The following is a 24,784-nucleotide window of genomic DNA, read 5'->3' as shown; positions in this document are numbered from 1 at the left end:
TGCTATATCTGGTTCAGTTATGATTAACAGGTTTTAATTACGGCTTAATTTGACCCTATACCCTTTCAAGTTGTCATCCCCTGAAGTATTCAGCCATCAGCTAAGGCGCTACATGCTTACTGTACTTGCGAGCTATCAGCTATTGATGATTCCTGCAACAGAACTGAGTCAGAAGCAACCCATCACGAAGCGCGTCGCTCACGAAAACAAGCTTATGGGGGAACTCTCTTTATTGATCAGACGTTGGATTAGATTAGCTGTTTGCACAGCATGCCTGTAGCGCCTTAGCTCAGGATTTGATAGGTGAATGCTTACCCTAAAATACCAAACTTTTTTCTCCAGACAAAGTTTATCTATCTAGACCGATAGCAGCAATATACTTGGTATAAATGATAACATTGACCACATTAATCGTAGAAAAATTATCTGAATTTAACCTAGTCAATCTCTACGGGTTGACACCTTGAATCAGATAAACATTCAAGAAATAAAATAATTTTTCCTCAACTAGTAGCACAGGAGTGTCGCCTGTTACCGTTTTTTTCTGTTGAGCTAAACTAGGGTTAGCATCGTCAAATTAGTTTCAATAAGTCATGTAGTTTGACAAATAAATCCAGAGTTACAGGTTGAACTATCACTTAAATACAATAATCATCCCATTTATCAAATATCAGATATCTATTTGATAAATTTTGTATAAATTATTGATTAAGATAATGGCGATTATAGCGTTAGGTAGAGCTTTGAGTCGTCAAACACTAGGACTCTGTCAATTTAGTTTTTAGGCTTAGGGCAAGGTGTTAGATGTTAGCTGTTAGCTGTTAAGTGTTAGGCTTTTACATCCCTCACGGGAAGAAAAATTAGCTCCTAGCCACGGCATCAAATCCCCTGTACCCACTTCACGCCAAATCACCTCCCCTTTTACGGACAATGACTTCTTCGAGATCAGATAGAATTAATCGGCTGCCAGCCTTTAATAACTGTTGGGTTAACTCCTGTCCAAAACCACCCGCTGCACCGGTAATGAGTACAACTGCCTCTCGTAGATGAGTCATATTCCTGATTCGTAATTGATTTATACAGAACTTCTATTAAATCATTCAAAAACTGTGAATGAAATTCCGAAAAATCAAGATCAAGTAATGGTAAAAAATTGGTAAAGACCTAAAATTTACCCGCACAGGCCGATATCGTGCCTATAACGTTAAAAAGTACCTAAAAATAAAAAAGTCTCTTTTCCTCAAGCTTATTAATAAATTGAATCCGTATTTGAATAGACGAAAAATATATATTTTATACAGAGTGATTTTATCCAAATACAATTTTTTATTTTAATTTATCTAGAGTTAATCCCAGAGCCAATTCATTGACAGTTTCAGGTAATAATTAGTATGATTGAGCATTCACTATGTTGTTTCAATAAAGATCTCCAAAATCTGTGGTTGGATAGGCTCGGGGTATGCAACAATTAGTTGAGAAGCTAGCGGCTGCTTAGGTAACTTGAGTTAATTATCTCAGGATAAATATTTGTCTTGGTTGTAACTAATGCCTTGACCACTACCTTACCGTTACCTCTAATAGGGATGACAGACTGTAGCCTCAATCACCCTATATGACTTCAGAAACGGTCATGGTTTTGACCAAAGCCGCCTGGGAGCATAATTTTTCTACCAAGTACAAGGAAGAATAGGGAGTTTTAATTTTGGTGAAAGCCTCCATTTTTGCTACCGCTAATATTTTATTAGCTACTTTAGGAATTTTGGGAGTTGAGGTCAAACCTGCTACATCTCAGTCCTTAAATTTGGCTGATCAGGAACAATCTGATATCAGGAATTTTTTGAGCAGCCTATCGTCAAATAATCCAACTATTTCCAATAATAATTCCTTCTTGAACAGACTATTGCCTTTGCCCATAGTCAACAGCAGAACATCAGGTAGTAGTCAAAGCTCAGATAATATACTAGCGGAATTTATTACTGTCCTGAAAGTAGGCACCCCAGGTCCCGATCCTTTTGTAGGGGATTCAGGGACTAATATCATTTTCACTCGTACTGGCAATGATATTTTACTGGGTGTCGATCCTGGTGCTCCTATACCTGGTCAAGGAGAAATTGATATCTTAATTGGTGGTCCTGATAGTACTAGTGACGGATCGAGCGCCAATGCCCCTACCAGAGACCGATTTTTGTTGGGGGATGAAAATAATCCCTACTACGCTGGCGGTACCGGATTCCGAGGGAAGAAGGACTATGCTTTAATTGGAGACTTCGATCCCAACCAAGATACTATTCGGCTTCACGGCGACTCAAGTAATTATACTCTGAAACCGATCGGACCGAAAAAAAATGGCACAGCCATATATCTGAATAATCCTAGACCTGATCTGATCGCCGTTTTGCCAGGAGCTTCTGGTCTGAGTGTAGATGGTGACTACTTTGAATACGATAATACTCCCCCATCCCAACAACCAGCTTTCGATAATGCTCAGCAGTTGGGAAGTGCCAGTGTTGATATCGCGTTTAACGTTGGTACTGATAGCGTTGGTAATGTATACGTTACAGGATGGACTCAAGGGGATTTGGGCCAATCCAATGCTGGATCTCAAGATGCCTATGTAGCTAAATACAATAGCCAGGGTCAACAACAGTGGGTTAAACAGTTGGGGACTTCTGGTGAGGACCGCTCCTTTGATATTAGCTTTGACAGCAATGACAATGTTTACATTGCAGGCACCACCACGGGTAACTTAGGGGGGTCTGTGGTTGGAGGAGATGATGCCTATTTTATTAAGTTAGACAGTAATGGCAACACGCTGTTGAGTCAACAGTATGGAACTTCCCAATTCGACACTGCCTTTGCCATTGATGTTGATAATAACGGTAATATCTACACTGGGGGATATACTACAGGTGACTTAGGGGGAGTAAATGCTGGATCAGATCAGCCCATTCCCCTGTTTGATGATCCCTATGTGGCCAAGTTTGATAGCAATGGTAACCAGTTGTGGGCTAAACAGTTTGGTACTGTTGAGTTTGACGAACTTTACGGTGTCGCCGCCGACAACAATGGTAATGTCTTTGCTACAGGATTCACTACTGGTAAATTAGGCGAAGAGCATGCTGGCTTGTATGATGGCTGGTTGACGAAGTTTGATAGTAACGGTGAGCAGTTGTGGATTGAGCAGTTTGGTACTTCTAATTATGATTTTGCCTGGGATCTTGCTCTTGATAGCTCTGGTAATGTCTACAGCACAGGATTTACCTTGGGCTCTTTAGGGGGACCGAATGCTGGGTATTATGATGCCTTTTTGGTTAAATATGACACCGATGGCAACCAGCTATGGACTCAACAGATTGGGACTTCTGGTTCTGATAGCGCCTTTGCTATTGACATCGACAGTGACGGCTTTATTTATATTTCAGGAATCACTGATGGTGATTTAGGAGGAACCAATGCCGGACTCAATGATGTCTTTATTGCCAAGTTCGACAGTGACGGTAACCTGTTGATGACTGAGCAGTTTGGAACCCCCGAAGATGACTTTGCCTTATTTGGTATTGATGCCCAGCAGGCTGCTCAGGTTTACTTAGCCGGATTTACTGATGGGTCTTTGGGAGGAGCTAATGCCGGATCCTTTGATGCCTGGGTAGCTAGTTCCAGCCTTTCTGCTGGATCTGTGCCTTCAGCTCCTGAACCCACCACCATTTTGGGTTCCTTAGCCACACTGATTTTTGGTGCTGGGTTCAAGAAAAGACTTGGTAAGAAGTTCCACACCACTGTCTCCAAAAAAAGTACTTAACACGTTTAATCTAAAACCATTAAGCTAACACCAGCAAAACCTTATCATGTAAGTATTCAGCGTGTCGCGTATCAGCGTGTCGCGTATCAGCTTATGGGCAAGCTACTTGGGGTGCCAAAGGCCAACAACTGAACACTGACCACGGGTGCATCTCAATGCATGCAAAAATACGACCATTGAAAGCTAAAAAACTTCTACAGTTCCCTGAGTGATAGATTTACAACTTTGAGATGCACCCCTGACCACTGACGACTGACCGCTGACGCCTGAATGCTTACCTTATGATTTCCTAACTTAGTGATCTACTGAGAGTAGCTAAAACCCAATAGCTAAAACCTGAGCGGTCTTGCTTGAGGGTGTCTTCTACCACTTGATCAGACTTAGTACTTAGGCTCGAAGCTTATTGATTTAGACTGGTAGTGGGCTATAGGATGTGGAGTGTAGTGAGCAAAATTGGAACATTGATTGTTGGGTTTACTGCTTAACTGCTAAGACTTTTCTTAAAGCGATGGAGCAAGGGAACAGGGGAGCCAGTGCGTTCAAAGGAGGCCACCCCACTCGCTATTGCATCAAGACAGTTACAAATTTTTTATATAAAAGTTTTAACTATTACGTTGAACAAAAATTATTCAAAAAAATAATTATCAACTTATCATTCACTTCAATTAAGGGTCCTGGATATGCGGTTTTTTTAAAAATTAAAAAATATTCCCAAAATTCCCTTGCCATAACTTGGAGATCATGACAGAATATTTCAAGGTATAGAAATAGGTTACTTTTCAAATCAATCAAGTTTAATTTAGGGTAATAACCGTTTTTTTTTAAATAGGTTCAGTGCTGTACGGGCAACATTCATAAATAATTTTATTTTTACCAACTTGCCAAACTTTGTAAACACTAGTGCCATCTAGTGATGGTCAAGATCCTATAGGGTTTATCGTACTTATGAGGTAAAGTCAATTTTATTCTCGCTACTCCCTACTCCCTTCCTCCCTTACTCAGGGTGGTTAGGGGGGATTCCTGCTCCCATTAACCCAGGACGAAAGTACCTCACCAAATTCATAAATGCTATATATGTATGATTTGGTTTTATTGCTGAATCAATAGCAAATTTAGCCACTTAAAACCATCCATGTTTCCTGCCTCATGTTCTTAGATGAGGTTAATGTACAACAGAATTTATTATACAGTGAACCCAGTGGCATTGCGATGCACTTCTCCACTACTATTGCCAACTAAGGATTATCGTGCATAAAGAAAGTCAATCATTTACAAACCCTGTAAGTCAATGGTATCTGATTTTCTCAGCAGCTATGACTTTAGCTACTGGGGGGATTTATCTATATGGCTTGCCCCAATTTGAATCGAAACGTCAAGGTTCTATATCAAATTCCCCAGAAAATACCATGGTCATGGTTGGGGTCACTGCCCTTGGACGTCTAGAGCCTCAAGGAGGAGTGACTCGTTTGTCTGCCCCTAATTCTGTAGGAGGTACCCGAGTTGACCAACTTTTAGTGAAGGAAGGAGACAAGATTAAGGCAGGGCAAATCATCGCTCTGCTAGACAGTTATGCTCTTCGTTTTGCTACTTTAGAACAAGCTAAGCAAAAGGTTAAAATTTCCCAAGCTCGTCTGAAGAAAGTCAAAGCTGGGGCTCAGGCAGGAGAAATTTCGGCACAAGAGGCAACGATTGCTCGCTTACAAGCTCAGTTACGAGGGGAAGTGGCGGCACAGGAAGCAACCCTGGCTCGCTTACAAGCTCAGTTACGAGGGGAAGTGGCGACACAGAAAGCAAACCTGGCTCGCTTACAAGCCCAATTGCGTAATGCTCAAGCCGAGTATCGACGTAATCAACAACTCTATCAAGAAGGGGTAATTTCTGCCTCTCTTTTTGACAGTAAACGTCTGCAAGTGGAAACGATTCAAGAGCAAATTAATGAAGCAAATGCTGCTCTGAAACGAACTGTGGAAACGATTCAAGAGCAAATTAATGAAGCAAAAGCGACTCGGCGACGGACTATGGACACCGGTCAAGAACAGATCACTCAAGCAAAAGCGACTCTAGACCGTATTACTGAGGTTCGTCCAGTAGATGTACAAATATCTCAGGGAGAGATTGAGAGTGCGATCGCTGCTGTCAAGCTTGCTCAAGCTGAACTAGATTTAACCTACATCCGTTCTCCTATCGATGGACAAGTCCTGAAAGTTCACACCAAATCTGGAGAAATTATTGGCAGTAATGGGATTGTTGAGCTAGGTCAAACCGACCAGATGTATGTAATCGCAGAAGTCCATGAAACGGATATTAGCAAAGTCCATCTGGGTCAAAAAGCTACTATTAGTAGCGCTGCTTTTGAGGGGAAAATACAGGGAACAGTCGCTGAGATTGGTTTACAAATTGACAGACAACAGGTTTTTGATGTTAATCCTGGATCAGATACAGATCGTAAAGTGGTGGACGTTAAAATCCGCCTTGATGATTCCGTAGACAGTCAACGAGTTGCAGCATTTACGAACTTACAAGTAGAGGTGAGGATTCACCTGTAACTCGGTTAACCAGATTCAGAAGTGTTGAATCGGCAATAAACGTTTATCAAAATGGCTGATGTCTGTCTATCGTTGTTGTCAAGCGATGCAGCGCCGCATCGCTACTCCCTACTCCCATTAACCCAGGACGAAAGTCCCTCACCCCATTTAAAACTACTATATTAAATTCCCCAGACATCTCATTTAGCAAAATGCTTGAATAATGATTCTCCAACTTCCTATTGCCTGGTTACAACTAGCGAGACAAAGAGTTCGTTTTCTGGTTGCTCTAGCTGGTATTGCGTTTATCGTTGTTCTTATTTTTATGCAAATTGGGTTTAATGATTCTCTCTATACTAGTGCTACCAAGGTGCATCAGATTATCAAAGGTGATTTGTTTTTAATCAGTTCCCAATATAAATCATTGACAGCTAAGCAGAGCTTTCCTAGAGAGCGTTTATATCAGGCTCTAGGATTTAATGGAGTAGAATCAGTTAGTCCCTTATATCTAAGATTTGCGAAATTTAAAAATCCCATTACTGATCAAAAGTTCTCAATCTATGTTATTGGCTTTGATCCGGGAAAGCCTGTACTTAATTCCCCGGAAGTTAATCAAAATATGGATATGCTTAAACTTCCTAATGTAGTTTTATTTGACCGGAAGTCTAGATCTGATTTTGGTCCAATTGCTGAGAACTTTGAGCAGGGAAACACGGAACAAACTATCGAAATATTTGGTTTTGCAGCAAGAAAAGGTTATCGAGTTAAGGTTGGAGGCTTGTTTAGTCTAGGACCTTCCTTTGGGGTGGACGGTAATTTAGTAGTTGGCGACTCAACATTGTTCCGGATATTCGATCTCAATTCAGGGATGGTTGATGTAGGAGTCATTACCCTCAAACCTGATGCAGATCCTGCAATGGTTTTAAAAAATTTGAGAAACCACTTATCTAAAGATGTTCTAGTTTTTTCTTATCAAGAATTTATTGACTTTGAAAAAAAGTATTGGCAGACAAGAACTCCCGTTGGATTTATCCTTGGTATGATGCTATTTATGGCCGCAGTTGTTGGTATAGTTATTGTCTATCAAATTCTTCATAGTAATATTTCTACTAACTTAGTTGCCTATGCGACTCTAAAAGCAATTGGCTATCCAAACCAATACTTATTATCTGTAGTATTTCAACAGTCTGTTATATTAGCTGTTTTAGGGTATATCCCAGGATTGACAATCTCTATAGGTCTGTATAATGTTGTCAGGGATGCTACTGGGTTACCAATGGAGATAAGACTTAATCAAGCCTCTATAGTTTTAATAGTAACCATTTTAATGTGTTTTGCTTCTGGTGTCTTGGCTGTTAACAAAATGCGGTCTGCTGATCCAGCTGATATTTTCTAGTTTTCTTATCAAAAGTTTGATAGTTACTAGACAGAAACTTGATAATTACTAGATTATAATCCAAGAAGCCGATGTCCCAAGAAATTTTGATTGATCTAAAAAAACTGAATCATTACTTGGGTCAACGGTCATTAAGGAGCCAAATTTTATTTGACATTAATCTGGAAATAAAATCTGGAGAAATTGTCATTCTAACGGGGCCATCGGGGTCAGGGAAAACAACGTTGTTGACGTTAATTGGAGGATTGCGTTCTGTACAAGAGGGAAGTCTAAAAATTCTAGACCGAGAATTGTATGGCGCTAGTCCTGAACAATTAGTGTCAGTGCGTAGCCACATTGGTTATATTTTTCAAGCTCACAACTTACTAGAGTTCTTGACAGCCCGAGAAAATGTTCAAATGGCGATTGAACTGCATCGAGGCATCTCTCACCGGGAAGCTCGCACTAGAGCTGAAGCTATGCTCCAACTGGTTAAGCTGGGGGATCGAGTTAATCACTACCCTCAAAACCTTTCTGGGGGGCAAAAACAACGGGTAGCCATTGCCCGTGCTTTAGTCAATAATCCCAAATTGGTCTTAGCAGATGAACCAACTGCTGCCTTAGATAGTAAGACAGGTCGAGATGTGGTTGATCTTATGCAACGACTAGCTCATGAGCAAGGATGCGCTATTTTGATGGTGACTCACGATAACAGAATTTTGGATGTTGCTGATCGCATCCTTCGTATGGAAGACGGGTATCTACTCACACCACAGTCACCAGCTAATGACGAAGTAGAAAATGCAAAAGTCGAAAGACAAATTGAAAATTGAAAATTGACAATTGCCATTAACATCAATTAACTGCAATTACCAATTAGTAATTGGCAATTTACTTTTGACTAATTACAAATTATAAATCACTAAAAAAGTAAACAAAATGCTTGAAACTATCCCTGATAAAATCGATCAAGAATGTCATACTGAAGAAGCTATTCAAGCCTGGTTAGTTTCTCAACTCGCCGAAGGACTGGAGGTTGATCCTGAAGAGATAGATATCCAGGAACCATTTGAAAGCTACAACCTAGAATCAGCGGATGCTTTGATTCTTTTAAGTAGATTAGAAAACTATCTTGGCCGTGAGGTATCTCCCACCCTGTTGTGGAACTATCCCAACATCGAAGCCCTAGCAGAACGTTTAGCTGAAGATCCCAATAGTTAAACATCAAGCAGCCAGTAGTGGTAATCATGACCAAAGTTCAGATGAAGGTTAAGAAATGGATGCGATCGCAATTATTGGTCTAGGTTGTCGTTTTCCTGGTGCCAGAAACCCGGAGGAGTATTGGCGGCTCCTATGTAACGGGGTAGATGCCATTACAGAAGTACCAGCCGATCGGTGGGATATCGATGCGTTCTACGATCCTAAACCTGGTACTCCAGGAAAAATGAGTACTCGGTGGGGTGGCTTTTTAGAACAAGTAGATCAATTTGACCCCCAATTTTTTGGAATTACTCCGAGAGAGACAGTTTATATCGACCCGCAGCAGCGACTTTTGCTAGAGGTAGCTTGGGAAGCTCTGGAAAATTCTGGGCAGGTATTAGAAAAACTAGCCCACAGTAACACAGGTGTTTTTGTTGGTATTTCTGCCGGTGATTACCACCAGCGCTTTCAGGAAGGAGGGTATAATGCCATCAATGCCTACATGGGGACTGGCAATGCTTTAAGTATTGCTGCTAACCGCCTCTCCTACTTATTTGATTTTCGAGGACCGAGTATGGCGATTGACACAGCCTGTTCCTCTTCATTGGTGGCTGTACATCTTGCCTGTCAAAGTCTGCAGAGTGGAGAGTCTAATTTAGCCTTGGCGGGTGGAGTTAATCTGCTGCTGTCTCCACAGTTGACCATCATTTTCTCTCAGGCACAAATGATGGCTACAGATGGGCGTTGTAAAACTTTTGATGCTAGAGCCAACGGTTATGTCCGGGGAGAAGGCTGTGGTGTTGTAGTACTCAAACGTCTGGAGGATGCGATTAGAGACAATGACAATATCATTGCTCTGATCAAGGGTTCAGCCCTTAACCAAGATGGCCGTAGCAACGGACTTACCGCTCCCAATGGTCCGTCTCAAGAAGCAGTTATCCGCCAAGCCTTGGCAAATGCTGGAGTGGCACCAGCTCAAATTGACTATGTCGAAGCTCACGGTACAGGCACTCCCCTAGGAGACCCAATTGAGGCGGAAGCACTAGGGGCTGTGTTGAGTCAAGACCGTTCTCCGGACAACCCCTGTATTATCGGTTCCGCTAAAACCAATATCGGTCATCTAGAATCTGCCGCTGGCATTGCTGGTCTAATTAAGGTAGCGCTATCGTTACATCATGGCAAGATACCACCGAGCCTGCATTTCCAAACAGCGAATCCCTATATTGCCTTCGACAAACTTCTGCTTCAGGTACAGCAAAGCCTGACCCCTTGGCCGGAAACCGATGGTCTAGCTTTGGCTGGCTTGAGTTCCTTTGGTTTTGGCGGAACTAACGCCCATATCATTCTAGAGCAAGCTGCCCAAGGGGATGAGGAGTTGGAGAAAAACACAGTTGTTTCTCCTGAGATCTCCTCGTCACCTTATCTGCTTCCCTTATCTGCTCGCAGTCCAGAAGCTCTCATAGCTTTAGCTCAGCAGTATCAGAAACTCGTAACACCAGCAGCGTCTGGTAGCACTGCCTCATTATCAGACATTTGTTATACAGCTAGTGTACGACGTTCTAATCATGACCACCGTTTGTCCCTGGTATTTCAAAACTGTGAGGAACTGACTGAGGGCCTTAAAGCATTTTGCTCTGGAGAAACTTACTCTGGTCTGTCTTGGGGTCGTAAGCAACGGAACCGGCGTCCTAAGCTAGTTTTTGTCTTTTCTGGTCAAGGACCCCAATGGTGGGGGATGGGGCGTGAATTATTATCTACTGAACCGGTCTTTTCGTCCACTATAGAGAAGTGCGATCAGCTGCTACGTTCTTATGCCAACTGGTCACTGCTGGAAGAACTGACTGCTAATGAGTCAACATCCCGCTTGGCAGAAACTGAGATTGCCCAGCCAGCTATTTTTGCCTTGCAAGTCGCTTTAGCTACTTTGTGGCGGTCTTGGGGAATAGAACCCAATGCCATTATCGGGCATAGCGTGGGAGAAGTAGCAGCAGCTCATGTTGCGGGAGCTCTTAGCTTGGAGGATGCAGTAGAAGTTGTTTTCCACCGTGCTCGCTTAATGCAGCAGGGAACAGGTTTTGGGAAAATGGCAGCTGTGGAGTTGTCCGTAGCTGAGGCAGAAGAACTCTTAGCTAAGTATGCCGGTCGTCTGTCTATTGCTGCCATCAATAGTCCTACCTCACTGGTTCTATCAGGTGAAGCAGCAGCCCTGGAAGAAGTGCTTGAGTCCCTTGAGCAGCGACAGATTTTCTGTAAGATGATGCGGGTGAATTATGCTTTCCACAGTCCCCAGATGGAGCCGTATCAAGATCAATTAGTGCGATCGCTTCAAGGAATTACACCTCAAACTGCATCTATTCCAATCATCTCAACCGTTACAGGTCTAGCTCATGAGGGTGAAAATTTTGATGCTGCCTACTGGGGACGCAATATCAGAGAGCCCGTGCATTTTGCCGCTGCCATTGATAAACTGATCAAGACTAAGCATAATCTATTTGTAGAGATTAGCCCCCACCCAGTCCTAGGGATAAATATCTCCCAGTGTCTGAAAAACTCAGACAAAAACGGAACAGTATTGCCTTCTCTACGGCGACAGCAACCGGAAACAGCAGTTATGTTGGGTTCTTTGGGTACTCTCTACACCCAGGGCTACTCAGTAGACTGGAGCCGACGCTATCCATCTGGGGGTCAGTGTGTTTCCTTGCCCTCTTATCCTTGGCAGCGATCGCGTTACTGGTTGGATGTAGTTCCTAACTCAACTGAACAGGAGAGTTCAGGGGTAACCCTAACCGTGAGCATGCCATCAGAACTTAATGGGAAATCGACCCCTAATGATGGTGTCGCACCAGAAGCTAAGCCAAGTCTAACCCGCGCTAAATTGCTGGCAGCAGAACCAGAAGAACGCCACGGACTGTTGGGGTCTTACTTGACAGAATTATTAGCCAGGGTTATGGGAATTGGTGTCAGCCAACTGGACTTACAGCAGCCCCTTCATAGCATAGGACTTGACTCCATAGTGGGTGTTGAGCTCAGGAATCAAATTGAGACTGATCTAGAGGTGCTTGTCCCTCTAGAATACTTCATTGGTTTGAGCATTGAAGATTTTATCACCCAAGTTCTTCTGCTGGTTGTTAAAGAAGCCAACTCATCACCTAATGAAGGAACTGAAGGCAAACCAAGCAGTACGGACTCAATGGATTCAACTAATGAGTCTTCAGGGACAATCACCTCTTCCGAGAAGGTAGTAGCTCAAGCCAATCTTTGGGTCACCCGTCCAAAGCTGAATCCTCACGCAAAACTACGTCTATTTTGCTTTCCCTATGCCGGAGCTGGTGCTTCTATTTTCCGCTCTTGGTTAGAATTTCTACCACCAGACATTGAGGTTTGTTCAATTCAACTGCCTGGGCGAGAGAACCGACTCGAAGAAGAGCCATTTACTCGCCTCTCAGCTTTGATTAAGGCGCTCACACCTGTTTTGCGTTCTTACTTAGACATTCCTTTTGCCTTTTTCGGTCACAGTTTAGGAGGGTTAATCAGCTTTGAGCTTGCCCGTGAGTTACGCAAACAGAATTTACCGAGCCCAGTTCACCTATTTGTTTCTGCAAGCCCTGCTCCTCAGGTACCGGATCTGAATCTACCCATCCATCGACTGCCTGATGATGAGTTTATCGACTCACTAGGTCGTTTAAATGGAACACCAGAGGAAACATTACAAAACCCTGAGCTGATGGACCTATTCCTCCCGGTGTTGCGAGCAGACTTTGCGATTTTGGAAACTTACTTCTACTCCAGTGCAGATCCCCTCGATTGCCCAATCACGGTGTTTGGTGGCAAATCCGACCCCAAAGTCAGTGATTCGCAACTTGAGGCTTGGCGCAAGCAGACCCAGAGAGACTTCACCATGCAAATGTTTCCCGGCGACCACTTCTTCCTGAAGAGCCATGACCAGCTTTTATTGGAAGCGATCGCTACCCAACTTAGCCAACTTGTCAAGGTGATGGAGTGATGGGGTGATGGGCTGATGGGCTGATGGGCTGATGGGCTGATGGGATAGTGTCAAATCCTACTCCCTGATCCAGAGTAGGCTACCACCGAGATACTATTCCTCAGAACAAAGAATAACAATCTTCCTAATCTAAGTGCTAACTACTAACTACTCACTACTAATTACTAACCACTAACCACTATTTTGACAAAGCAGCAAAATCTTTCAACCTTGGCAAAAAGGCCACGCTACGCGAAAAACCGACTAACTTGCAACCTTAAAACAACTAACTTTAAACCCACTAACTTTTAAGCTATTTAAGACTAAAATTATCATGCCTGTTATTGCTGGTACTGCCTTCACCTTTCCCGAGCACTACTATCCTCAAGAAGTGCTAGCCACAGCGGTCAAAAAGTTTTGCATCGCGATGAATCTAGATTTTGATCTAGATACCATCGACCGCTTTTTCACCAATGTCAATATCAAAGGCCGTTATTTCACCCACTCCCTAGATTTCTTCTTTGACCCATCGACTCCCGGAGTCACTGCTGAGCGGTCTATAAACCTTGCTCTCGATAACTTTGAAAAAACTGTGGGGTCATTGTTATCTTCAACCGGCATCGACCCCGAGGAGATCGGATTAATCGCTTCCTCTACACTAACCATTTCGGTTCCCTCCCTGGAAGCTCGGTTAATGAATCGCATTCCTTTCTCACGGTACATTAAACGACTACCAATGTTTGGCTATGGCTGTATGGGTGGAGCAGCAGGTATAGCGCGAGTGACAGAGTACCTAGAGGGACACCCCAAGGATGCTGCAATTTTCTTTGCTGGTGAACTCTCCTCTACTCTGTGGCAGGGTTCGTTGCAAATGGAATTGCAAACAATGATTTCTAAACTACCAGACGACCCCTCTCTGTACAGCGAAATCATTTGCTCTATCGTTACTGCTGCACTGTTTGCTGATGGGATGGGAGCAGTCTTAATGGTAGGTCGCGATCATCCCTTAGCCAAGCCAGGTCAACCTCGGGTAATTGATATTGCCTCAATGTTGCTTCCCAATACCACTCACTTGATGGGAATGGATATTGCCGATACCGGGTTCAAGAATATTCTCAGACCTGAAGTGTCTGACCATCTCAAAGGAGGACTGCGAGAGGTGATTGACCCACTGCTGAACAAGCATAACTTATCAACAGATGATATATCCACCTGGATTGTGCATCCAGGTGGACCGAAGGTAATTAAAACTATACAAGAGGAATTTGGACTGACTCAGGAAGCAGTACAGCTTAGCTGGGACACCCTAGAAAAAATTGGCAATATGTCTTCATCCACTGTGCTCTATATGCTTAATGAAGTCTTATCTCAAGAGCAGCCGAGTCCAGGTAGTTATGGCTTGATGGTCGCAATGGGACCAGGTTTCTCCCAAGAAATTCTGCTATTGCAATGGTAGGAAGCGCTCCATGATTACTAAGGTTCTCTTCACGCTTATTGTAGTTGCGGTGATTTTACAGCGACTGATTGAACTTCGTATCAGCAAACAGAATGCAACATACTTGCTTACTAACGGAGGACGAGAATATGGCTCAAATTCTCTTTGGATAGTAAAAGTATTGCAGGTGAGCTGGTTTGCAGCAATGATTAACGAGGTTTGGTGGTTCAACCGCCCTTTTATGCCAGGATTGGCAGCGATCGCACTGATGCTTACTGTAGCTGGTCAAGGCTTGCGGTATTTATCAATGCGATCGCTAAAAAAGCGTTGGACTCTTGCGATCATCACCTTCCCAGACAACCCTGTAGTTAACTCAGGAATTTACCTTTACCTAAAGCATCCCAATTGGCTAGGAGTAATTCTGGAAATCGCCGCTTTACCCCTGATCCATACTGCTTATTTCACCACTATCGTTTTCAGCATCGCTAATGCTCTATTAATGAGTCGGCGTATTCACACTGAAGAACAAGCCTTAAGCGAAGACACCAACTATGCTGATGTCTTTGCCAATCGACCCCGTTTTATTCCAGTCATTGGATTTATTAAAGGAGCTAATAGTTCTAGATGAGAGTTGGTATTAATCCTGAAAACTTGCTCGAAAAGAGTGCCCTTGCCTTGGGGCAAGTACCCCAACCTGCGATTGAAACTCAAGCTTGCCTGATTCTAGCTCGATCTATCATAGCAGCAACAGAGCTAGGTGTATTTGAAGCCATAGGCTCAAGTTCACTTTCCGCCCAAGAGATTGCTGAGCGGTGTAATCTCAACAAGCATGCCTTAAGCCAGCTTTTAGATGCTCTTGTTGCTACAAATTACCTTGCCAAAGAGGGGGAGTCCTATAGCTTGGCTGTAGTTGCCCGTAAATGGCTACTAAGTGAGAATGAGTCGTCACTTTACGATTTCACCATTAGCCGGGTTTTGGCCTGGGAATGGCTGACCCACTTAGAAGAGTTCATCCGCACTGGAGAGCCTCTGGAATCTCAGGATAAAATGACCCCCCATCACTGCCAACTTTATCATCGGGGTCTGCGCTCAATCGCTAGCCTAGCTGCTCCTGAGGTAGTTCAATACACACCTGTACCAACTCGTGCTCAGAATATGCTAGATGTTGGTGGCTCTCACGGCTATTTTTCAGTAACCCTCTGCCGCCGCTACCCTGACCTTGAAGCGGTCATCCTCGATTTACCTGAGCAGATTGAATATGCACGACCGCTTCTTGCCGAGGAAGGCATGGGCGATCGCGTGGTGTACAAAGCTGGCAATGTTCTTACAGACGATCTAGGCACCAATGTCTATGACTTAGTCTTTATGGCTAACCTAGTACACCAGTTTGATGAACAAACCAATATTGAGCTATTTCAGCGTTTGGCTCAAGCTCTGCGACCTGGAGGCCATCTCGTCGTTCAGAAAACTATACTTCCTTCCAAACAAGATGGACAACTGGGTGGATTGGGGAATTTGTTTTTATCCTTGACCACTGCTGGTAGTAACTGGTCGTTCTCTGAGATCGCTCAATGGCAACAAAAGGCAGGTTTAGTTCCCCGCAAACCGATTCAGTTCCGGCGAACACCAGCCAGTGGTCAACAGGTGGCAGTAAAGCCCTAAGCCTGTTCCACAGACACACTAATTAGTTATTATAGCAGTTCTCAAATATTGAGAACTGCTATATATGTCTATTTTTAATAAAAATTATTTACCATAATTGGGACATAAAACATGTTAAAAGTTTATTACAGAATTATTATTTCCTGTTGGAAAACCTTTGGGATCAGCCACTGGTTTTTTTTATGGGTATTTTTGCCACCCTTAGCTTTTATTTTGGTTAGACTAACCCTGGCTTTAGATGAAATTTTATTTTCTAAGTATCGTGACATTAAAGTGGTGAAACCGATATTTATCATTGGACACCCTCGGAGTGGAACTACTTTCCTCCATCATGTATTAACCCAGACAGAAGAATTTAGCACATTCAAAGCTTGGCATATTTTTGTGCCATCACTTACAGCTCGTATTTTAGTTAAACCTCTGGTTGACTATTTAGTTAAACACAATCTAAACTCCCTGATACCTGATGATATTGGACATGGAATTTATCTTGACAAAGTAGAAGAAGAAGAACTATTATTTCTTCACGAAGCCGATACTCAATTTGTGCTTTTAACAACACCCCTAGCCTTTGATGATCAGGAGCATCCCGAGCTTCGCTTCCATGATCAGCAACCAGCATCTCGTCGTCGAAGTTCAGTAAAATTTTTTGAAAGTTGTTTAAAGCGGCATATCTATTACACAGGGAAAAAACAAGTAATTGCCCAAATTCATTTTTCTACTCACCGTATTAAAACATTGCTAGAAATATTTCCAGATGCCAAATTTATCTATTTAGTTCGTTCACCTCACGAAACAATTCCTTCTCATCTTTCCCTGGATAGAAATTTTATCGATAACCAATGGGGGATAAAAAATATACCACTAGATAAAATAAAACGATATGAACAAAGGCGATATCGCTATAATGTAGACCTTTATCGCTATTTTTATAAGCTTAAAAAAAATCAAGAAATACCAGAAATTAACGTCAGAATTATGCGTTATAATTTATTAATATCTGATTTATATAAAGCCTTCGAAGAAATAGTTAATTTTACGGGAATTAATCCCAGCGAGCAATTAAAATACTCTATCAAAGAACAAGCGCAACAACAGAAAAACTATAAACGCAAACATCGTGTCAGAAATCTTGAAGAATTTAACTTAACAAGAGAGCAGATTATGAAAGACCTTTCATTTGTTTATCAGGAGTATAAATTTGACCAGATCACCAATAAACTATAAATAACAATAAACGGGAGCCACAAACCCTTAAAGACATTTGTGGTATCTACAGGTAACCAAGTTTTTTATCAAACATAGAAATAAGGCTGATAGAGAATATGCAATCTAAAACTAATAATACTGTTTCTGACAAACCTTACCTAAATTTGCTACAAAAAGTAGATTTTAATCCGATCTTTATTATGGGAGATCATCGGTCTGGTACAACTTTATTATACAAACTATTGGTGGCGACGGAGTGTTTTAACTTTGTCAAAGCTTATCATATCCTGAAATATGATGAGCTTTTGTTTAATCATATTAATCAAACTGAAGAACAGGCTATTCAAGAATTAGCGCAACTTTTTAAATCATTGGGGATAAGTAATCGCACTATTGATAAAGTAATTGTAACTCCAAATTTACCAGAAGAGTATGGTTTTATTATTAATAATAAAACCGGAAAAAGAGCAGGTCTAAACCCTAATAATTTACCTATTTTAAAAGAGTTATGCCGCAAAATTCAATTGGTATCCGATCCAGATAAACCTCTGTTGCTGAAGAATCCATGGGATTTTCCAAATTATATGTATGTGAAGAGTGTTTTTCCGGCAGCTAAGTTTATTTTCATTCACCGTAATCCGATTCATATAATCAATTCTAAACTAAAAGCCATACGTCTGATGTTATCTACTAGGTGCGAATACACTGCTCTAATTTCCAGAGATTACAGAAATATATTAAACCAACCGCTTCGACATTTAATCTCTCGAATTTTATATTCACCTTACTTTAACTTCGCATTAAGCAAAGTTACTCAAAAGACTGTTCAATTCCATCATTACTACTTCAATAATATTATTTACTTACCAAAAACAGACTATATTTATATCACATACGAACAACTATGTGATGCCCCTAAAACTACCATTTTAAAGAGTCTAGATTTTCTAAAATTAAAATCAAAATCAAATTTTGATTATGAAAGCGTCATCGAACCACGTCCCATAAACTTATTGCCAGAAGTCACCAAAAAATATGATAAAATTTTCCAGAAGTTAGAACCTTACATGAGGGAAATATCAGGTTCATATGCGGAAGGTTATAAAGAGGCAAAAAAATATGCTGAAATATTGGGTATGTAAAGCTAATAGCATTGTGTAGTCTAAAAAGATAGGTCTCTAATTTGCCAAAAGACCTACCTATTTAAAATTTTACCAACACTCTACGAAAACTACCTAATGGGACTAAGCGCGAGAATTTGCGACAGAAATAGTGCTAATATATATAGCAACTATACAACTTTTGATATACAAATTTATGAGGTGCGACCCGTGGCTAATTAAATTAGCCACGGGTCGCACTTAAGGTTTTAGGGAGCAGGGAGCAGGGAGCAGGGAGCAGCGATGCAGCGATGCACCGCTGCATCAAGACGGGAGCAGAGAATAAAAAAGAGGAAAGAGGGAATAGGCACAAAATAATGTGTACTTCATAGCTACGATAAACGCTATATAGGGTAAACTTTTTAGCTTAAATTTAACCCTTCCTCGTAACAATACTTTCAGGAGTTTTTTGCCCCATTAAGCATCAGGGATTTTGGTAATCTCTTATTCCTAGATTCAATACTTTTGGTTTTGTTGAAACAAAAACTGGTTTACCTGTAGCAACAACCTGTTCGATAATATCAGCAGCTCGACTCACTCCCCCTGCTCGTCTAATTCCCTCTTGTAGCCTCAAAGCATTCTTTTTATAGGAATTTTCGGTTAAGACTCGTTTGATAGCCTTTTGTAACTTCTCCACTCTGACTTTTCCCAAAGGTATTACCTCCCCTGTTCCTGTCCAAGCGATCCGCGCCGCCACTCCTGGTTGATCGTTGGTAATGGGAATAGCTACCATTGGTACCCCATTACTCAATGATTCTAGAGTCGTATTCATTCCTGCGTGAGTGATGGTAAGAGTGGCTTTTTGTAAGAGTTCTAATTGAGGTGCATAGCCAACAACTATGGGATTTCCGGGCAATTCTGGCAAAGATTCTGGACTAGCACTCCCACCTAAAGCAATCACTAATTGAGCATCTAATCCCACACAAGCTTCTGCAATCATTTGAAAAACCCAGAGAAGCCGATTTTGTAAAGTTCCCATAGAAGCATAAATTAATGGTTGTCCAGTCAACTTTTCATAAGGAAAAGGCGCAGGTTCTCGACTCCCTGGATTACTATAAGGCCCTGTGAAATGAAAACAAGACGGTAGTTCTGTTCTAGGAAATTCAAATTCAGCAGGTTGTTGACTTAGTTGAGCCAACTGGGAATAGCTGTGATTGGGATTATGATAGGGATATAAATTCCACTGCTTACGATACTGATCAACAACTTTTCGCATAGATTTGATCACTATAATAGAAAGCAGTGCATAAGCCACTCTGTTACGTAGAATTCCCCACCATGAAGGGTCATAATTCCAGTAGGTTATACAGGGAGGAACACTTATTTCCCGATTCAGCATTAAGGCACTGCATACACTAATAAAAGGAATGTCTAGATACTCAGCAATAGTTCCTCCTTCTGGAGAAACTTGATCGACTAACAATAGGTCTATACCTGCTGCTTTAATTACTTCTGGAGCATCTCGAAGAAATATTTTTGCTACATTGACCATCCTATTCATTGTATACTGAAATGCCTTAAATCCACTCAGATTAGCTAGTTTAATAAATACGTCTTTTGTTGTTCCTTTGGGAAAATCCGACTTGCCAATCACTTGAAATTCTAATCCTGCGGCTAGAACTTTTGGTTGAGCATCTTCAATTCCTAATACGGTGACGCGATGACCACGCTGTTTCAGTTCGTAACCTAAAGTAGTCATAGGATTAAGATGACCAGAAGTAGCAGGACAAATGATGCCAATATGAGTCATTTTATTTTATAAAAAACTATAATAATGTATAATTAATACTAATTAATCGTGTTTAATTAGTGATTTATTACGATTTATAGTAGTATATATTTCGTCGATATCGCCATAGTCAATAGTATATCAATGTTGGGTAGTGATCTCAGAAATAACGGGTTTACCTGTAGCAACAACCTGCTCGATAATATCAGCAGCTCGACTCACTCCCCCTGCTCGTGTAATTGCCTCTTGTAGCCTCAAAGCATTCTTTTTATAGGAATCTTCGGTTAAGACTCGTTTGATAGCCTTTTGTAACTTCTCCACCCTGACTTTTCCCAAAGGTATTACTTCCCCTGTTCCTGTCCAAGCGATCCGCGCCGCCACTCCTGGTTGATCGTTAGTAATGGGAATAGCTACCATTGGTACTCCATTAGTCAACGATTCTATGACAGTATTCGTCCCGCCGTGAGTGATAGTTAGAGTGGCTTTTTTTAAGAGTTCTAATTGAGGTGCATAGCCAACAACTATCGGATTTACCGGCAATTCTGGCAAAGATTCTGGACTAGTACCCCCACCTAAACCAATGACTAATTGCGCATCTAATCCCACACAAGCTTCTGCAATCATTGAAAAAATCGAGAGGAGCTGATTTTGTAACGTTCCCATCGAAGCATATATTAAGGGTTGTCCAGTTAATTTATCATAGGGAAAGGGAATTGATTCTCGACTAGCTGAATTTGAATAATGATACGGACCTGTGAAATGAAAACAAGATGGTAGTTCTTTTCTGGGAAATTCAAGTTCAGGAGGCTCTTGACTAATTTGAGCCAATTGGGAATACTGTTCATTCACATTATTATAGGAAGATAAATTCCATTTTTTACGATGATAACCAATAACTTTTCGCAGAGACTTACTCATAAAATAAACCAGTACATAACCTAGTCTATTCCGTAGAATTCCCCGCCATGAAGGGTCATAATTCCAGGACGTCATAACGGGAGGAACACTTATTTCTCGATTGAAAATTAAGGAACTGGATACACTAACAAAAGGAATGTCTAGATAGTCAGCGATAGTTCCTCCTTCTGGAGAAGCTTGATCGACTAACAATAGCTCTATACCTGCTGTTTTAATTACTTCTGGGGCATCCCTAAGAGACATTTTGGCTACATTTACAAACGAATTGATTGTATACTTAAATGCCTTAATTCCACTGAGATTACCTAGTTTAGTAAATATGTCTTTCGTTGTTCCTTTGGGAAAATCAGACTTGCCAATAACCTGAAATTCTAATCCTGCAGCTAGAACTTTTTCTTGAACATCTTCAATTCCTAATACGGTGACGCGATGACCACGCTGTTTCAGTTCGTAACCTAAAGTAGTCATCAGGTTAAGATGACTAGAAGCAGGAGGACAAATGATGCCAAAATGAGTCATGATATTTGATCAGCAAAAAACGTTTTTAATGGAGTTTATAGCTATAGCGGGATTTAATGGGACTTGATCAAAAATTCAGCTCAAATATACCCTAAACTAGCTTTGTAAGGGATGAATAGGTTCCGATACTTGTCTAACCAATCGATAAAACGACAAGATATGGCTGTACAAACTGCTTCCGCAGCATTCCTAGCGCTGATTGTTAATTGTTAACGGTAGCTAGCATCGAGATAAGTTTATTCCTAACGTTATTCCTAGAGTGGGGGACAATTACTCCTAGGATAGACTGCAGCAGTAACCTCTTGTCTAAGCTAACTATTTTTTGGCGTCTCCCTGTAGAGCGGGAAACGTCTTGATCAAATCACCCTGTTGATGGAAAGCAAGTCTTTGCTGGCAATCACACAAAGTAATTACTATAGTAGTATACTAATATATATCTTGCACTAGCCTCCCAAACCCGTGCATAGTAGGGTTATATAGGGGCTATATAAACGTAGACGCTTTCTTCGACTTGCCTACGGCAAGTCCGACTTCAGTTTTCAAATTAAGTGTGTAACACTTTATTCGAGCTCCATCGATTATAACTTTAAAATAATGCTATTGACAAGTGCAATTTTGGTTATATTAACTAACTTGTTGTTAATTTCATTAGCCAAATCGTCAAGGCATTTTAGCTAAGCTTCTTATTGATTACGGTAGTACTGCCGACTATCAGGATAAATTACGAGACTTTTACCATGACCTATTGTTTGGTAATATTCTCTACCAGCCACTAAATACTCACTCAGTAATTACACTAACTTCATCCATTGTAAAAACTATTTATGTAAGCTTTACACAGATGATACACAATCTTGTTATGATAATTGACAACGAGTGAATTTTTGGTTAATCTAGTATTGGGAAAGTTTTTCTGTCCCTAGAGGGTGTATGCAAGCTGACTATAGTTACCCTTCACTCTTGGATGTCATGGTGCAATGCAAATGAGAATCCACCCCTCATTTTTTTTCAAATAACTTAAAACCGTTTAATTTTTGAATCTCAGCTCCCATTCATTTCTGAGATATCAAATTCAGGGAAGCAGCTACTACCTAAGTTGATTAGGTAATCTTTACTAGTCACATAACCTATTGTACAGTTTTAGTTAGGGTATGGCTGTTATTTGTTTGGAAAATCGATTTTTAGTTAAAAAAATAATTTCACTTCAATAAAACTTTACGGAATCTACCCTAGCTAGGATGTAGCTAACTATTACGCCAAGTCAATCAATCATTAGTATTGATTTTTTTCATCAATTGATTTACAGCGGATTAGATAAAAATGAACTCCACCTACATCAATAGCTACAGGCATGATAAAAAACTAAACCCCCTTTCCTTATTGGCTCAATTATCCAGTCGTCATGCCAATGGATGTTTACAAGTATCTAGTGGTTCAGTTTCTTGGTCAATCTATCTAGAAAATGGTAAATTAATCTATGCCTCAAACTCCATCAACCCCTTTGATCGCCTAGACCATTACTTATCTCGTCTAAGTCGTAGAATTACTACCCTTGTTAGTGCCGTTCGGGTTCAGGTTCGTCTGCTCTTTGAAGCCAACTTAAACAGTACTTCAAGTTATCCTTCAGATTACCAAGCAATTTGTTGGTTGGTCAATCAACATTATCTGAATTCCGTTCAGGCAGCAAGTCTAATCGAAGAATTGGCTGAAGAGGTAATAGGTTCTCTGCTGTCAGAGAAAGAAGGAACCTACCAATTACTTGAGACTAACCCATCTGAGGATTTGCCTAAATTTTGTAGGCTTGACCTTCGCACAATTGTTGAACACTGTTACGAACAGTTACAAAATCAGGCCTCTTCTCAATCAAAGCCAGTGAATAATCCCTATAGCTCTCATTCTGTAGTCCCAATCGGAAATTCTACACCATTGAACTCAATTCACGAATCCTCTCTAAATAACTCGGCTCCATTAGAGCAGAGATTTCAGCATCATACCTCGGTTAATCAACAACCAACGTCTACCAGTAAAACTTACAAGATTGCTTGCATTGATGATAGTACAAGTGTTTTAAATGCCATTAACTCCTTCTTGGAAGATAAAAGTTTCTCTGTTGTCATGATTAATGACCCAGTTAGGGCATTAATGCAAGTTATCCGCATTAAGCCTGACCTAATTTTACTCGATGTTGCCATGCCAAACTTAGATGGTTATGAGCTATGTTCTCTGTTACGAAAGCATTCACTTTTTAAACATACCCCAATTATTATGGTAACTGGCAATACTGGTTTCCTAGACCGAGCTAAGGCTAAACTTGTTGGAGCATCTGGTTACTTGACTAAACCGTTTAACCAATCCGATCTCCTCAAGATAGTGTTTAAACATCTCAACTAATCATTGGGTATCTATCTACTTTATATCTATGAAGGATAAAAAGCTGAATTCGGTGTTGATTTATTCAGACATTTAGGGTGGTTTTATAAAAACATATCCCTCTGTTATAGGTTACTATTATAGGTTAGTCTATTGGTTAGAGTTTACTTAACCAATATCTTGGCAAACTCAGCAATTATATATCAACTCACCAATGATCGGTCTCCTAACATAGGTTTACTTGTGAATTAATGAACACGTCAGCACTAGCCAATATCCCCCAGACCTGGTCTCAGTTAGCTAGTATAACCAAAGCATCTGAACAACACAATAATATCGGGGATGCTTATCTTAAATTTTTGTTAAATGAACAAACCCCTGCGGTTATATCTATGAATCAAGCCCAGGAAGTTCTAGTCTTGCCCCAAGAGCGTCTGACCCCCATGCCAAATATGCCTCTGTACGTACAGGGGTTGATGAATCGGCGTTCTCGTGTGTTGTGGGTAATTGATCTAGCTCAAATGCTAGGTTTACCGACCGTAGAAACCAATGTTCAACAGTACAACATAGTGACGCTCCGTAATCAGTCAGCGTCTTTAGGGGTTGCAGTCCAAAGCATTGAAGGGGTGTTGCGACTAACACCCGATTGTATTCAATCTCCACTGGGACAAGTGTCATCGGGTTTGGTTCCCTACTTACGGGGATGCGCTTTGCAAGAGCAAGAAATTTTGTTAGTACTAGATGGTTTGGCAATTATGGCTTCATCCCTTTTACACAACACCTAATTTAACGGGAATTAACTTAAACTCAAGGGCAGCTGGTAATTATTGATTGTTAATTTAATACTATCCTTTTTTTTAATAGATTTATAAATGCTTTTATAAAAACTAAGTTAGTAGCC

General features: G+C 41.1%; 16 protein-coding genes. 13 read left to right on the top strand and 3 right to left on the bottom strand.

Features of this window, described 5'->3' with window-relative positions; translation table 11 throughout:
- Positions 1-899 precede the first annotated feature (899 nt).
- Entirely contained in the window at positions 900-1,055 is a 156-nt protein-coding gene (locus F6K49_RS03370; protein ID WP_293064409.1) for a hypothetical protein, read from the bottom strand.
- Between the two features lie 650 nt (positions 1,056-1,705).
- Here F6K49_RS03370 and F6K49_RS03365 point away from each other — a divergent pair.
- From F6K49_RS03365 to F6K49_RS03310, 11 genes are all read left to right on the top strand, one after another.
- Entirely contained in the window at positions 1,706-3,799 is a 2,094-nt protein-coding gene (locus F6K49_RS03365; protein ID WP_293094372.1) for a PEP-CTERM sorting domain-containing protein, read from the top strand.
- A gap of 1,313 nt (positions 3,800-5,112) precedes the next feature.
- Entirely contained in the window at positions 5,113-6,345 is a 1,233-nt protein-coding gene (locus F6K49_RS03360; protein ID WP_293064403.1) for an ABC exporter membrane fusion protein, read from the top strand.
- 202 nt (positions 6,346-6,547) lie between these two features.
- Positions 6,548-7,720, top strand: a complete 1,173-nt coding sequence (devC, locus tag F6K49_RS03355; protein WP_293064400.1) for an ABC transporter permease DevC — start codon at positions 6,548-6,550, stop codon at positions 7,718-7,720.
- Positions 7,721-7,791: 71 nt separating this feature from the next.
- On the top strand, positions 7,792-8,532 hold the full coding sequence (locus F6K49_RS03350) for a DevA family ABC transporter ATP-binding protein (RefSeq protein ID WP_293064397.1): 741 nt from the start codon (positions 7,792-7,794) through the stop codon (positions 8,530-8,532).
- A 106-nt stretch (positions 8,533-8,638) separates the two neighbouring features.
- Positions 8,639-8,920: an acyl carrier protein gene (locus tag F6K49_RS03345; RefSeq protein ID WP_293064394.1), complete on the top strand. Its 282-nt coding sequence runs from the start codon at positions 8,639-8,641 to the stop codon at positions 8,918-8,920.
- Positions 8,921-8,975: 55 nt separating this feature from the next.
- Positions 8,976-12,902, top strand: coding sequence for an alpha/beta fold hydrolase (locus F6K49_RS03340; protein WP_364300855.1), 3,927 nt, complete (start codon positions 8,976-8,978; stop codon positions 12,900-12,902).
- Between the two features lie 313 nt (positions 12,903-13,215).
- Complete coding sequence (locus tag F6K49_RS03330) at positions 13,216-14,337, top strand: 3-oxoacyl-[acyl-carrier-protein] synthase III C-terminal domain-containing protein (protein WP_293064391.1); 1,122 nt, start codon at positions 13,216-13,218, stop codon at positions 14,335-14,337.
- Between the two features lie 10 nt (positions 14,338-14,347).
- Positions 14,348-14,944: an isoprenylcysteine carboxylmethyltransferase family protein gene (locus F6K49_RS03325; RefSeq protein WP_293064388.1), complete on the top strand. Its 597-nt coding sequence runs from the start codon at positions 14,348-14,350 to the stop codon at positions 14,942-14,944.
- Positions 14,941-15,978: a class I SAM-dependent methyltransferase gene (locus F6K49_RS03320; protein ID WP_293064386.1), complete on the top strand. Its 1,038-nt coding sequence runs from the start codon at positions 14,941-14,943 to the stop codon at positions 15,976-15,978. Before F6K49_RS03325 ends, F6K49_RS03320 begins: the two co-directional genes overlap by 4 nt.
- A gap of 111 nt (positions 15,979-16,089) precedes the next feature.
- Entirely contained in the window at positions 16,090-17,205 is a 1,116-nt protein-coding gene (locus F6K49_RS03315; RefSeq protein WP_293094180.1) for a sulfotransferase, read from the top strand.
- 98 nt (positions 17,206-17,303) lie between these two features.
- A complete protein-coding gene (locus F6K49_RS03310; protein ID WP_293094177.1) occupies positions 17,304-18,329 on the top strand; it encodes a sulfotransferase in 1,026 nt (341 codons plus the stop codon).
- A gap of 442 nt (positions 18,330-18,771) precedes the next feature.
- On the opposite strand, the gene F6K49_RS03305 is transcribed toward F6K49_RS03310, so the two are convergent.
- Complete coding sequence (locus tag F6K49_RS03305; protein WP_293017539.1) at positions 18,772-20,097, bottom strand: glycosyltransferase; 1,326 nt, start codon at positions 20,095-20,097, stop codon at positions 18,772-18,774.
- A gap of 120 nt (positions 20,098-20,217) precedes the next feature.
- The gene (locus F6K49_RS03300; RefSeq protein ID WP_293094174.1) at positions 20,218-21,513 is read right to left on the bottom strand and encodes a glycosyltransferase; all 1,296 of its coding nucleotides are present in this window, start codon (positions 21,511-21,513) and stop codon (positions 20,218-20,220) included.
- Between the two features lie 1,320 nt (positions 21,514-22,833).
- Here F6K49_RS03300 and F6K49_RS03295 point away from each other — a divergent pair.
- The gene (locus tag F6K49_RS03295; protein ID WP_293047221.1) at positions 22,834-23,904 is read left to right on the top strand and encodes a response regulator; all 1,071 of its coding nucleotides are present in this window, start codon (positions 22,834-22,836) and stop codon (positions 23,902-23,904) included.
- 230 nt (positions 23,905-24,134) lie between these two features.
- Positions 24,135-24,668 carry a chemotaxis protein CheW gene (locus F6K49_RS03290; RefSeq protein ID WP_075898296.1) on the top strand — a complete coding sequence of 178 codons (534 nt, stop codon included), beginning with the start codon at positions 24,135-24,137 and terminating at the stop codon, positions 24,666-24,668.
- The last annotated feature ends 116 nt before the right edge of the window (positions 24,669-24,784 follow it).

The sequence above is a fragment of the Moorena sp. SIO3I6 genome (genome assembly GCF_010672095.1).
This window is presented reverse-complemented; position numbering and strand designations above follow the sequence as displayed.